Raw genomic sequence first — 13,792 nt, forward strand, 5'->3', positions numbered from 1 at the left:
ACAGGCTTTTTTCCAAATCCCGGTGGGTCACTTGATGGTGGTGATGATGAGTTAACGGAACTCCTATTTATTTTTTCTAATAGCTGTTCTTGAACTGTCAGGACTTCTGTTAGTTTCTTTGACTGTTTTTCTATTTCCTGCGCCATTTCCTCCACCAGTTTCTTGACGCTGGCTGGAGTCTTACCCCAATCTTCTGGAGGTATCTGTTCTAAGTGATTGACGCGATTTAGTTCCATGTCACTTAATTTATCACATTTTGGAGGTAATTTTTTAACGATCGCTCTTCTACCCCCCTGAACGGTTACTACCACAGACCAATTTCTGGGTTCTAATTCCATTACTGACTCCCATATTTCCACGATTACAGATACAATTTTGATGTTACAATATGTAGAGATTCGGGGAGAAATGTCGCGGGCAATTAACGTATTTAAAATGCGCGGCTCATGGCACGACAAGGGCATTCGTGAATATAATATTACGGCAGATGGTCCTGATATTAAAGATTCATTCCGTAATTATGAGCGGATTATTAGTGGTGCGCCTACCCGCGTTAGTATAGACGAAAAGGCAGAACTGTCTCGGATTGTTAAACGTTTTGAAGACAAACCGAGTTCTGATCTCTAACATGATTTATAGTGCGATATTTCTGCCTAAATCTCCAGATCGTGCTATATTTTGTGTTGAAGACAAGTATTCTGCCGCTAAATTAATATTTTTTGTGTGAGGGGATGCGGTGAAAGGACAGCAATTATTCCATTGTTTCTTACCTGGTGTAACAGTAGCAGTATTAACAACTCAGCCCGCTTGGGCTAATGTTATTAAAGTGAATGAGTCACAACTAAAGTCTGCTCCTAGTGTGTTGGTTTTTACTAATAGTAGAAATTTATTCCCAGACAATAGCCTACTATCTAAAAGTAAAGTTAATAGTAACCCAGGATTATTACCTGTTAGTTATTTTAGTCAAGGCAGTATCAAGCTTGTTGGTAACTCCAGTCTACCTATAATCATGGCTGACAATGATTTCAGCACTGGGAGAGAAAAAAATTCTCCGAAATATAACAATAGATTTGTAAGTTTTTCTGATTTATCAAATTCAGGTGATAATTTACTGTTTGCGAGTAATTCTCAGTTAGGTAGTTTAAGTAACTCTGATCAGCAAGTGATCAATGGTGATGTTGAGGTATCAAAGTTACTAGAGTCTAGTAATTGTCCACAATCACAGCCCAAGAGTCAAGCAGCTTTACTACTTACTGCTAACACCTGCTTACCGCAAAATAATAGTTTGATAGCACAAACAACTGTTCCGACTACGACAGAAACCAGTACACCTCCGACCGCAGAAAATGTCAATTCTGCACCTAGTCAACCTGTAGATTTTCCTAATGTTCCTAAGGAGTTGAATCCCAGTCCTAATCCGCTGTTATATCCAACGCAAGCAGAGGAAGTGAAGGTGCAGGAAACTCAGCCAATTAGTTTGTCACAGGCGCTGGAACTGGCTAAACGGAATAATAATGATTTACAGGTGTCTGTACTGCAACTGGAACGGAGTAAGTCGGTTTTGCGTGAAGCTCAAGCGGCTTTAATGCCTAGTGTAGATTTGAGCGGTGATGTAACTAATAGTCGTAGTGTTGGTGACACACTAGCTGTTAAAAGACAACGGAATAATGGATTAACCGTAGATGATGCTCCATCTAATACGACATTTAGCGGTACTGCACAGATAAGGTATGATCTTTACACCTCTGGTAGACGTAATGCAGCGATTAAAGAGGCTGAAGAACGGATCCGGGTGCAAGAGTTGGATGTGGAAAGACAATCTGAAGAAATTCGCCTGAATGTGGCTAGGGCATATTATGATTTGCAACAAGCTGATGAAAATGTGAGAATTTCCCAGTCAGCGGTTACAAATGCTCAGGCGAGTTTGAAGGATGCAGTGGCTTTAGAACGGGCTGGTGTGGGGACTCGGTTCGATGTGTTGCGATCGCAGGTAAATTTAGCCAACTCCCAACAGGACTTAACTAGTGCCTTTTCTCAACAACAAATTGCCCGCCGTAAGTTAGCACCACTGTTGAATTTACCCCAATCAGTGAGTATTAGTGCGTCCGATCCTGTAAAACCGGCAGGTTTATGGCAACATCCACTAGAACAAAGTATTGTTTTAGCTTATCAAAATCGTCCTGAACTACAACAGAACCTAGCACAGCGCAATATTAGCGAGGCTCAAAGAAAACAAGCATTAGCAGCTTTGGGTCCCCAAGTGAGCTTAGTGGGTAGATATAACTTGTTAGATCAATTTGATGATGGCACCAGCGTGAGTGATGGTTATTCTTTGGGAGTGCAAGCCACCTTCAGTTTATATGATGGTGGGGCAGCAAAAGCCAGAGCAGCCCAATCTAAGACCAATATTGCGATCGCTGAAACTCAATTTTCTGAACAGCGTAACCAAATCCGCTTCCAAGTAGAACAGGCATATTCTACCCAAGCATCAAATTTGGAGAATGTGAAAACTTCTGATGTCGCTTTAGAACAAGCTAAAGAGTCTTTGCGGTTAGCGCGGTTAAGATTCCAAGCTGGTGTAGGCACTCAAACTGATGTAATTAACGCATTAAATGATCTCACTCGTTCTGAAGGTAATCGCATTAAAGCAATTTTAGATTACAACCGTGCTTTAACTGAATTACAAAGATACGTTACCACTAGGGGTTTGAATCAGTTACAGGAATCAGGGGTCAAGTAAGAGGTAATGGGTAAATGGGTCAACTTAAAGCCAGCCAGGGAATAAATTCCCTGTCTCAAAGCTAAAGTCGGTTAAAACCGACTATTCTAACATTCAGAGTGCGTTAAAACGCACTTTAGCTTTGAGACCGGAACTTAAGTTCCGGGCAGGTTTGTCAGCCAACAAATAAGCCATTTTTAGCCTAATTTGACACCAATGAAGCTCTTGCTTTACCCCTACCCGCAAAATCAAATAATTAAGCCGTGTTGAGTATACCTATCACCAGTCCCAATGCTGTAAAATAGTTTTCAAATCCTGGTCTAGTCAAAAACTCATGACTAAAGTTACATCACAAGAGATTGCCAAATTTCGTTCTCATTTAGCAGATGATCCGCAAGCAATGGAAGCATTAGACTTGATAGAGGATTGCGATGGAGATTTAGAAGATGCGGTAATGACTCTGGCCATTCGGGCTGGACAAGAACCAGAACAAACCAATTCCGACTGGCTAGATGCTTTAGCCAAAAAATGGCGGGCGGTAATTTGTGAACAAGAATATCGAGAAGACTTGTTAAATGAGTCAATTCAAGGGATGATATTACATCTAAGGACAATACCGAGTTTTCCCAAAAGTCTGGCTACACCCGTTTTAATTTATATTCTTAAACAAGGTGTGAATAATTTTTGTGAGCCTTTGGATTTGCTAAAGTCACATTAATCCTGAGTTTTAAAATTGATGAATTATCTTGTTGCTGTATTATCAGATCGCATCCAGGCTGAAGCCGCTGATTTAGCTTTAGAAAGAGAAGGCATAAATGGCACTATTCTCGGTAGAGGATACAAAAGTGCTGATGAATTTGGTTTAATTGATCCCAAAGAACAAGCGAAAAAACAAGTCAAGCTAATGGCGATTTGGTTAGTACCATTTGGCTTTTTTGCTGGTTTTACCTTCAGTTTGATTACCGGTTTAGATACCTTCGCTTGGGCTGGAGAAATTGGCAATCATGTAATTGGCGGTATTCTGGGGGCTGGTAGCGGTGCAATGGGTAGTGTATTTGTAGGTGGTGGCGTGGGTTTATTTGAGGGTGGTGGTGATGCTTTACCCTATCGCAATCGTTTAGATGCAGGTAAATATTTAATTGTGGTACAGGGTTCGGAAACTCTAACTCGTCAAGCTACTCGCATTCTCCGCCAGTTTGAACCAGAAAATATTCAAGGTTATGCGGAAACTAATTAATTGGTAATTGGTAATTGGTAATTGGTTAATTCCCTTCTTCCTTCTTTCTTTATTTCTCCTGAACTCCTGACTCCTGACTCCTGAACTCCTATAATTCCATGCTACCTAGAGAAGAACTTTTAAAAGGTGTTGAAAACCGCGATACTGTCGCCCGTGTAATTGATCAAGCAGATCAAGCTATAAAGACCTGGGAAGTGGTATGTACAGATTTTTTGTCTCCGCCGGAGTTGGCGGAAATTCAACGGGTATTTAGCCGTTTAACGGAGGTGCATTCGGTAGCGTGGGGTGGATATCCACAGGCGGAAAGACAAAGGTTAGCGATCGCTCGTGCTGATTTACCATTAGATCAGTCTCAAGTGGCGATCGTGGCTTTAGAAATTGCTGGTAATTTCTTGTTTGATACAGCAAATCACCGGGATTTTTTAGGCGCAATGCTGGGAACGGGAATTGTGCGGGAAAAAACGGGAGATGTAATTGTTTTGGGGGAAAGAGGGGCGCAGGTGATTGTTGTCCCTGAATTGGTAGAATTTTTAGAAATGAGTTTACAACAGGTGCGTTCTGTGCCGGTGAAAACTCAACGCATTGATATTAGTGAGTTAAAAATCCGCGAACCGAAGAAGAAGGAAATGACGACTGTGGAAGCTTCTTTGCGGTTAGATGCGGTGGCTTCGGCTGGGTTTGGGATGTCTCGCAGTAAAATGGTGGATTTGATAGACTCTAATGATGTGCGTGTCAATTGGAAGGAAGTCACCCAAGCCAGTTCCCACGTTAAAACAGGGGATTTAATCGCTATTCGGGGAAAAGGGCGGTTGGAAGTTGGGGAAATTGCGGTGACGAAAAAGGATCGCTATCGGGTGCAGTTGACTAGATATATGTAGGATAGAATTTTGGTTTTAGGGGTTGACAGATTATATTTTATATGATAGATTATTAATCTGTGTTGATTACGGACGGTTAGCTCAGGTGGTTAGAGTACATCGTTGACATCGATGGGGTCGTTGGTTCGAGTCCAATACCGTCCATATTTTTTGTACAATGACTAATTCTTTGTCGTTGGTGGCAGGTTAGTAAACTAGTACAATTGTATATATAATAAAATATAATAAAGAATTATAGTAAAGTTCGCTGTTTAAATGTAGAATTCTATTAAGTTAACAATTTTCAATTTGTCTCTAAACCTGTGGCATTACAAGAAGTAGTATTAGAAATACGTTTTCCCCCTATAGAGGATTACGCTATTTTTGCTTGCGCAATGTCAGTGTCTCACAAAGTAAACTTTCCACTCACGCAAAAATTAGAGCCTCCTGGATTGCCTGAGTTTGTACCAATATCAGGTGTTGTTCGTCATCGCTTTTCTGGTCAAGATCAGTCCAAATTATTTCAAATAGGATCTGATGTTATTAGTGTCAATTATCTACAATATACAAATTTTAGTGATTTTATAGACGATATAAAAGAAATTTTGTCTTCTGCACAAACGCACGGAACTAAAATCAGCTATGCTTACAGAATAGGGCTTCGTTATATTAATAGTTTTAATAAAATAGCCGATCCTTTTGAGTTTTTGAATCTTTCCTCTCCCTTTACTAACAAAAGTTTTGATATTACAGAATTTATACAAGTGAGGAAAGTAGATAAAGTTGAAACCGGATTATTTCTAGATATAAATGTACAATTTAATTCCAATGATCATGGCTTAATCCTAGATTTAAACTCTTTTTATCAGAATGACAAAAATATTGAACAACCAGAGGAGCAATGGAGTATAGAAAAATTAATTGATTGGATATCAAAAGCACATGAGCTTATTAAAGAGAACTTTAAAACTTTAGTTCCTCAGTTAGAAGAAGGGGTAAAACCATGAACGTTTCTTTAACTATGAATTCGTCAACTTATCCTGTGGAAGATTATTCTGTATATAAAACAGGTAGCAGCCATAATTTTAAAATTTTGGAGCAGTGTTTGACTCCATTATTTCTCGCTGCGACAGTGGCAACTTCATCAACAACAATGCCTATCCGTAGTCTAACATTTGATTCGGCTGTTTCAGTTGAAGACAATATTCAAATTCCGCAAATTTATCAAAAAACGATAACCAAGCAGGAAGCTATTGTCATGTTTACTACAAAATGGCAAGAAAGGAGTATGTCTCTTAGCTATGAAGACTCCAAATTATGGAAAGAGATACTTGCATCACAATCAGAGCAAGGATTTCCGGATTTTTAAGTAATGGGTGGAATTCAACTAGATGGTTTAATCCAATATTTACAAAAAGCTTTCCCTGTCTATCCAGATGGAAATACTGCCGATGCCAGGCTCGCTCTAGAACAATTTGGTACTCAAAATAGCAGTATTCAGGTTTTATGCGATCCAGTTAAACAATGGTCACAGGGAGACATACTTAATATAATTCCATTCTTAAATTTCACTAAAGATGGAAAGGTGTCTAATTTTCAAGCACCGGCAATGATAATAACTAGCACCTGTGATTTAGATAGGAAAGAAAAGATAGTTGTATGCCCTTGTTTCCCTCTGGAAAATTTTAAACCATTAAATTCTTATTCAGAAATTCCTAAAAACAATGTTTTTGAATTTTTCTTCATTGGAAGGTTATGGGGTAAATAAACTCATATTTGGCATAACAGGTACGGAAGAACCATAATTTGATTCTGTGGGTAGAGGTTTAACGCTGCTGAACCTCATCAATTAACAGGCTTATGACTCTCAGCTAAAGTGCAGCCTGATAAAGAAATGGTAAATGGTATGATGACGTTACTCAACTTCCAGTCTTAATCGTCTGTATTTTTCTTTTCTGCTATTCTCAATTTAGCAGAACGGGAACGGGGGTTTTCTTTAATTTCTGCTGCTGTGGCAATTATGGGTTTTTTTGTCAATATTCGCAAGGAGGGGGAATTTCTCAAACCATGTTTCACTGGCCTGTCCTCTAAACTGTGAAAACTGATAATAGCTATTCTTCCTTCAGGAATTAGTGCGTGAGGTGCTTTTTCTATCAAGGTTTCCAGGACTTTTAATTCGTCGTTAACAGCAATTCGCAAAGCTTGAAAAACACGGGTTGCGGGGTGAATTCTCCCATGACGATATTTAGGAGGGACGGAGTAGGCGATCGCATTTGCCAGTTCTGTAGTAGTATTAAATGGGCGTTTTTCAATTATTCTTCTGGCTATTCTGCGAGAAAGTCTCTCCTCACCGTATTTAAAGAAAATATCCGCCAATTCTTGTTCACCCCATTCATTGATAATATCTCCAGCGGTGAGGGATTGTTGCTGGTTCATTCGCATATCTAAATTTGCGGTATTTCTAAAACTAAAACCCCGTTCTGGGTTATCTAAATGATAGGAACTTACTCCCAAATCGGCTAAAATTCCATGATAGGTATTTTCTGGAAATTGGTAATTAGCAAAGTTGCTATGAATAAATTTGACTCTATTTCCAAATTCTGCTAGATTCTCTTTTGCTGCATTTAAAGCATCTTCATCTTGGTCAACTGCGGTAATTTTCACATCTTCAGCAGTCTCTAATATTAACCGACTGTGGCCACCACCACCAACGGTTAAATCTAAATAATGTCCACCAGGTTGGATATTTAAACCTGTAATCACTTCTTGACTGAGAACAGGAATATGGGAAAACGTAATTTCTTCTAAATCTAGTGAGTTTTGTAAATCTGATTTGCTCATTAATTTATTTGATTAATTTATGAAAATGTAACTACTTTTTGCTTTTCAATGACAGAATTAAAATCAATTCCTTTCCAATCTTTAAATAGTTCCGCAATTTGTTCTAATGTGGTAAAATTGTCTGTAAAATATTCAAATTGGCAAAGATCAAGATTGAGAAAAAAACTCAAAAAGCTACAATGATCTTTTACACCAAAACCAAGGGGACAATCAACACGCCAATTATCTATACTTGTGCCATATTCATGAATAACTTCGCATATTTTTTCAATCCTACCAGAATATTTTTGACATAATTCTAATAATTCAAGAGGATTTTTACCGATATCACAAAATAACTCTATTGCTTGATAGGTTAAATTGGTAGGACGATATTTAAAATCAATTAATAATTGACAAATATCTAAGGCTTCTAAAAATTTTTGTTCAGATGTTTTGTTCATTTTTGCTTATCTGCTTTAGTTATCATTTAGTTATCATTATAGACCAAGGGTATTTATTTTGAGCTATTTTATGAGCATCTAATTGATTCATACCTTGATTAATTACCAAATCTGATTCAAGAATTTCATGCTTTAGTAAAACCTCATCACTATCAATTTCTTCTCCTAGTGTCATTCTTTCCCAACTTTCAGCCATACGCAAATCAGGGATAAATTGATATTGTAACACTCCCCTACCAAAAGCATACTGTTTAGCTCGTTCAATATCCTCACAATTTAATTGATACCGATTGGCTATTTTGAGAATATCGTCTTTTGATTCTATAATTTTATCATAAGCTTTTATAGCTTCTTTGAGATATTTTTTCTCATATTGATTAAGATAAGACCATCTATCATTAAGAGAGATTTCACCATTTGCTTGATTGGGGTTAGATGCTGGAATATTAGACAATTTCTTAATCTTTATAGCTGAAAATGAACACCTTTTTTATTTCATTCTAACGGAAAACCGCCATATTTGTCAATGATTTGATCAATATGTTCCATAATGTTAATAGTCTCCGATATGATGGAAATAATATTTTGATAATGACTAATATCATCAAAATTTAATTGTCTTCCTTTTCTGTCTTTCAACCATTTTTGACAAACTTGATAACCACCAATATAAAAATTCCAGATTTGTTGCGGAACTTGATCAAAATACTGTTCAGCATTTATCCAGATTTGTTGATGATTTTCATCATATTTGACCTGTTCGACCAGATCAGAACCAGGAATAGGATAGGTAGAAATTTCTGTTCCTGTTTCTTTCATTAAATGGTATTTGACTAGTTTATCACCTTTGATCACTAATTCCCAAAAAAGTGCAGCATTGGCAGTTAAAGGAACACGAGGAAAATCAATCTTTAAAAATTCAGCGTAACGTTGACGGTAAATAGGAGCATGAAAGATAGCGTAAATGTAATTAAAAATATCCTCAGGTCCAAAGGTTTTAGTTTTATCTCCTTTTCCATCAGAAATAAATTCTAAATCTAGTTTTTCAGAGAATTGTGTAATAAATTCTGGGGATAAATTCGGTTTACGTTCATGAGACTGATTAATGATATTATTATCAAGAGTAGGCTTATTAGTTGGGTAAAGGTAAAGAGGAAAAATATACGAACCATTTACATCCATAGAAATAGCAGTACAGGGAACATTAGATATTAGTGAATGTCTCCATTCCTGGAGTTTTACTATTCTTGGTAAATTGAAAACTAAATTATCTTTCCTAAAAACATGATTCAGTAACTCTTTTCTGGGTCTATCCATTACTACATCACTATAATAACAATAGCGTAAATCAAAAGGACGATATAAACAAGTAATTATTTTAGCTTTCCATTTATCATCTGAGAGAATTGCTTTTCTAACTTTATCTAATTCCCAATTTTGATTATTAGTAATGTTATATTTGTCAGCATATTCTTGATTAGATAAATTGTTCTCTCGCAATTCTTGAAATCTTTTAGTAATATTTTCTTCATCAAAATCAATAGCAAAATGGTCTCTATGAGTTTGAAAACCTAAAACATTAACACTCATTATTTCGTTAATTTTCCACATTTGCTCATGTTCGACTCTTAAATCAATATTTTGAGGCTTAAATAAATAAAATGGTGTATTTGGTGCTAATTGTTCCCAATTAGTAGAACTAATATCATTTTCCCCTAACCAATGATACTTACCACCAACTAACTCTTTATTTTCATAAACTTCTCTAGAACCCCATAAATCAGCATGATAAACTGTTGCTAATTGTTTCTGACTATTTTGTTCTTTATTTTGATATTTAATAAAAAATCCAATTGCTACCCCTTGCTGAATATCAAAAACATTTTGATCTGCTGAACCGTCAGGACAAACTTCTTTCTTCTTACTATTACCATGTAGATCTAAAACATAAATCTCATCAAAAGTTTCCATTAAACTTTGACGCATACCCCGAAAGGTGGGGTTATCTAAATAACCATGATTGGTAATAAAAGCTAAAATTCCGTAACCTGTTTTTTCAATTCTCCATTGACTAAACCGGATAAATTTTACATAATCATCATTTAACCATTTAGGATTTTTTTCACCTAAAGGTTTTCCGTCAACTTCAAAATAATTTCCTGTTTCACAATTATAAATACTATCTTCACCTTTCAAAAGATTTTTGATCCAATCACCTGTATTTACAGAGTGTCCAGAATAAGGAGGATTTCCCAAAATTACCATAACTGGATTTTCTTGTTTAATAAGCTTTGCTGCTTCTGCTTCTTGTTTAATTCGATAACCAAAACTAACCATTTGATCTTCTAACTGAAAAGCCTCTTGTAAAGTATTAGTTAAATAAATCCTTAACCGTTCCTCAGAACTAAAATCATAACCTAATTCTTGCAACTGTAAAACTAATTTTATATGTGCTACAGTATAGGGAGCCATTAATAACTCAAAACCAAATAATCGCGGTAATAAATGTTGACTAACATAACTTGACCACATCCCCCTTTGATTTTTAAACTTATCATAAATAAAATCAATGACATTGTGGATAAAAGTTCCCGTTCCCACTGCAGGATCTAAAATCCAAACTTGATGGGTTTCGATAGTTCCCTCACCCTGGGGATTAGGAACTTTAATCTTTTTAGAATCTGCTAAACCCTTACCAATATTGAACTTATGTTTGAGAATATAATCTACACTTTTGACAATATAATTAACCACAGGTTCAGGAGTATAATAAACCCCTCTTGATTCTCGCATTTTCGGGTCATATTCCGCCAAAAAAGTTTCATAAAAATGGACAATAGGATCTTCTGTGCGAGTCCGTTTACCAAAATCTTTGAGAATTTCCGCCATTTCCGTTTGTTGGAGGATACGCGCTAAATTATCTACAGTCCAACTAATTCTATCATCTAAATTATGTCCGGCTATTTGTCCAAAAATACTTCTTAAAAAAGGGTTAGTTTTCGGTAATTTAAAAGCTGCTGTTTCCCGTGAAAAAGTCTCAACATTATCAGTATTACACCGCGCTGCAAATAAACCATAACAAATAGTTTGGGCGTACATATCCGCAAATTGTTCAACGGTTAAATCCTTAATTAATACTCGTTGAAATGATTCCAACTGTTCCCGTAAAGTTCCCCCTTTATCCACATCATTTAACGCCGTTTTAATAGCATCTCTCATCAATTGAGCTAAACTAGCCATAGGTTTAGCTAAATCCTTGGGTGTCGTGATTTGGGGAACTTTAGCTAATAAAAATTGCCGCAAAAGTTGGTCAACTTCCTGCATTCCTTCCTGATCAACTTTGATTTTTTTGTTTTTATCAATAGTTCCCAAGGATGCAGATAGTTTTAACTCTCCTTGGACATACCAACGAAACTCTAAATAATCAGTTAAAATCAAATTACCCAAAGCCTGAAAATAACGCCCCATTTGAGCAGTTTTTTCCACTTTTTTGAGAGAAACACCAATATCTTTAGCCTCAATATGTCCAATTTCTAAAACACCATTTTTTACCACAAAATCGGGCGCACCGCAAGCGATTCTTTTCGGTTCATTAATAGCTTGAATACCAGAATCCAAAGACTCCATTAACTTCTTAAAAGCCGGACGATAACTATGTTCAGTAGCATTTTGTCCTTGATAAACTTGAGTAACTTCCTGAAAATAAACTTGTAAATAATTCATAACTGAATCATACCCCTTAAAAAACTCTGCTTCTCTTCCTCTGTGCCTGGAGTGCCTCTGCGTGAGCTAAAATTTAACTATAGATATTAATTAGAGTAATTATAAATTAAATCTATCTTAACTAACAGTAAAATCACCAAGACGTTGATACAATTTAGGGTTAGTCATCTGCACCGGGAAGATTTTTCCCATTCCCACAACCCCAGGTACATGAAAAAAATCCAGATTCTCAATCTCTTATATATCAGGCTTACCTATAATAATTGAAGAAGCTGCACAAAATAAAACATCAAGTACAAAACCGACTCTGCTATCCTCTCTCCAACGTCACCCTGTAGAGATAATCTAGAAATTATCCCTATAAGCTAAATTTTGGCAGACAATAACAATCGTGGCAGGTTAATTTTAGCGGGTCAATTTACAACATCCACAACGGGAGAACAGCAAAATCTATGAGTAGAATCGAAACCCGCACTGAACCGATGGTGCTAAATATGGGTCCTCATCACCCATCAATGCACGGAGTCTTGCGCCTAATTATGACCCTAGATGGTGAAGATGTCGTTGACTGTGAACCAGTTATTGGCTATCTACACCGGGGAATGGAGAAAATTGCCGAAAACCGGACTACAATCATGTACGTCCCCTACGTTAGCCGTTGGGACTACGCTGCGGGGATGTTTAATGAAGCGGTGACAGTCAACGCACCGGAAAAATTAGCAGGTATCACCGTACCCAAACGCGCCAGCTATATTCGCGTGATTATGCTGGAACTCAACCGCATTGCGAACCACCTCCTATGGTTTGGTCCATTCTTGGCTGACGTAGGCGCGCAAACACCCTTTTTCTACCAATTCCGGGAACGGGAAATGATTTATGATCTGTGGGAAGCCGCCACAGGCTACCGCATGGTTAATCATAACTATTTCCGTGTTGGTGGTGTGGCTGTTGACTTACCCTATGGTTGGGTAGATAAGTGTTTAGATTTTTGTGATTACTTTATCCCCAAAGTGGATGAATACGAACGCTTAGTTACCAATAACCCCATTTTCCGCCGCCGTATTGAAGGTCTGGGAACTATTACCCGTGAAGAAGCTATTAATTGGGGGCTTTCTGGTCCGATGTTACGGGCTTCTGGGGTAAAATGGGATTTACGGAAGGTTGACCACTACGAATGTTACGATGATTTTGATTGGGATGTTCAGTGGGAAACCGTCGGCGATTGTCTTGCTCGTTACATGGTACGGATGCGAGAAATGCGCGAATCTGTTAAAATTATTCGGCAAGCGATCGCTGGATTACCCGGTGGACCCTACGAAAACCTAGAAGCCAAGCGGTTAATGGCTGGGAAAAAATCTGAATGGGATGGTTTTGATTACCAATTCGTGGCTAAAAAAGTTTCTCCGACTTTCAAAGTTCCCAAAGGTGAAATCTACTCCCGTGTCGAAAGTGGTAAGGGAGAATTAGGGATTTATTTAGTTGGTGATAATAATGTTTTCCCCTGGCGCTGGAAAATCCGCGCCGCAGACTTCAACAACTTACAAATTCTACCTCATTTACTGCGAGGAATGAAGGTTGCAGATATCGTTGTTATTCTCGGTAGTATAGACGTAATTATGGGTTCTGTTGATAGGTAATCAATCGTGATACTCCAGGAATTAAATGTGTACTTTCTGGAATCCTTGTAGAGACATTCTAACGTCTCTACATTACCTACCGTACCTATTGACAAAAAACATTATCGGCTTAATTTAATCCCACATTCCGCAGATACTAAAGCAAATTTAGGAATTAAAAATTTAGAGAAAGTAAAGCCTGAAAAGATTGCCGAGCAAAGATCTCAGGCTTTTATTTGTTAAAATGCCAATATTCTTCTTAATTCTTCAGGAATATCATCATCTTCATTCTTGAGAATATAACCGTATTTAATGGCAGTGAGAACATTGACCATATAGATCAGATTAGTAGATTC

General features: G+C 37.3%; 12 protein-coding genes, 1 tRNA gene and 2 pseudogenes. 10 read left to right on the forward strand and 5 right to left on the reverse strand.

The features are described 5' to 3' along the window. Positions 1–338 (reverse strand): annotated as a pseudogene (locus tag IQ226_RS04710) (hypothetical protein); the annotation flags it as partial. Here IQ226_RS04710 and IQ226_RS04715 point away from each other — a divergent pair. The 9 genes and pseudogenes from IQ226_RS04715 to IQ226_RS04755 form a co-directional block, all read left to right on the forward strand. Beyond that, positions 307–627, forward strand: a pseudogene (locus IQ226_RS04715) (ATPase domain-containing protein); the annotation flags it as partial. The pseudogenes IQ226_RS04710 and IQ226_RS04715 overlap by 32 nt on opposite strands. A gap of 109 nt (positions 628–736) precedes the next feature. Continuing rightward, positions 737–2,740 (forward strand): TolC family protein, encoded by a 2,004-nt coding sequence (locus IQ226_RS04720; protein ID WP_193892706.1) that lies wholly within the window; start codon positions 737–739, stop codon positions 2,738–2,740. 313 nt (positions 2,741–3,053) lie between these two features. Beyond that, complete coding sequence (locus IQ226_RS04725) at positions 3,054–3,437, forward strand: hypothetical protein (RefSeq protein WP_193892709.1); 384 nt, start codon at positions 3,054–3,056, stop codon at positions 3,435–3,437. 18 nt (positions 3,438–3,455) lie between these two features. Continuing rightward, complete coding sequence (locus tag IQ226_RS04730) at positions 3,456–3,956, forward strand: hypothetical protein (protein WP_193892712.1); 501 nt, start codon at positions 3,456–3,458, stop codon at positions 3,954–3,956. A 98-nt stretch (positions 3,957–4,054) separates the two neighbouring features. Then, a complete protein-coding gene (locus IQ226_RS04735) occupies positions 4,055–4,834 on the forward strand; it encodes a photosystem II S4 domain protein (RefSeq protein ID WP_193892715.1) in 780 nt (259 codons plus the stop codon). 70 nt (positions 4,835–4,904) lie between these two features. Next, positions 4,905–4,978: transfer RNA gene (locus IQ226_RS04740), tRNA-Val, on the forward strand. 158 nt (positions 4,979–5,136) lie between these two features. After that, positions 5,137–5,820 (forward strand): TIGR04255 family protein, encoded by a 684-nt coding sequence (locus IQ226_RS04745; RefSeq protein WP_193892718.1) that lies wholly within the window; start codon positions 5,137–5,139, stop codon positions 5,818–5,820. Next, a complete protein-coding gene (locus IQ226_RS04750) occupies positions 5,817–6,182 on the forward strand; it encodes a hypothetical protein (protein ID WP_193892721.1) in 366 nt (121 codons plus the stop codon). Before IQ226_RS04745 ends, IQ226_RS04750 begins: the two co-directional genes overlap by 4 nt. A 3-nt stretch (positions 6,183–6,185) precedes the next feature. Then, positions 6,186–6,581 carry a hypothetical protein gene (locus IQ226_RS04755; protein WP_193892724.1) on the forward strand — a complete coding sequence of 132 codons (396 nt, stop codon included), beginning with the start codon at positions 6,186–6,188 and terminating at the stop codon, positions 6,579–6,581. 164 nt (positions 6,582–6,745) lie between these two features. Here the strand turns inward: IQ226_RS04755 and rsmH are convergent, their stop codons facing one another. The 4 genes from rsmH to IQ226_RS04775 are packed head-to-tail and all read right to left on the reverse strand — an operon-like array spanning position 6,746 to position 11,820. Continuing rightward, on the reverse strand, positions 6,746–7,654 hold the full coding sequence (gene rsmH / locus IQ226_RS04760) for a 16S rRNA (cytosine(1402)-N(4))-methyltransferase RsmH (protein ID WP_193892727.1): 909 nt from the start codon (positions 7,652–7,654) through the stop codon (positions 6,746–6,748). A 17-nt stretch (positions 7,655–7,671) separates the two neighbouring features. Continuing rightward, positions 7,672–8,097, reverse strand: coding sequence for a hypothetical protein (locus IQ226_RS04765; RefSeq protein WP_193892730.1), 426 nt, complete (start codon positions 8,095–8,097; stop codon positions 7,672–7,674). 22 nt (positions 8,098–8,119) lie between these two features. Next, complete coding sequence (locus tag IQ226_RS04770) at positions 8,120–8,551, reverse strand: hypothetical protein (protein WP_228039245.1); 432 nt, start codon at positions 8,549–8,551, stop codon at positions 8,120–8,122. Positions 8,552–8,592: 41 nt separating this feature from the next. After that, positions 8,593–11,820, reverse strand: a complete 3,228-nt coding sequence (locus IQ226_RS04775) for a type ISP restriction/modification enzyme (protein WP_193892733.1) — start codon at positions 11,818–11,820, stop codon at positions 8,593–8,595. 452 nt (positions 11,821–12,272) lie between these two features. On the opposite strand from IQ226_RS04775, the gene IQ226_RS04780 reads away from it, so the two are divergent. Continuing rightward, the gene (locus IQ226_RS04780) at positions 12,273–13,457 is read left to right on the forward strand and encodes an NAD(P)H-quinone oxidoreductase subunit H (RefSeq protein WP_193892736.1); all 1,185 of its coding nucleotides are present in this window, start codon (positions 12,273–12,275) and stop codon (positions 13,455–13,457) included. Positions 13,458–13,792 lie beyond the last annotated feature (335 nt).

Source organism: Dolichospermum sp. LEGE 00240, assembly GCF_015207875.1.
In the GTDB taxonomy this organism is placed as follows: domain Bacteria; phylum Cyanobacteriota; class Cyanobacteriia; order Cyanobacteriales; family Nostocaceae; genus Dolichospermum; species Dolichospermum gracile.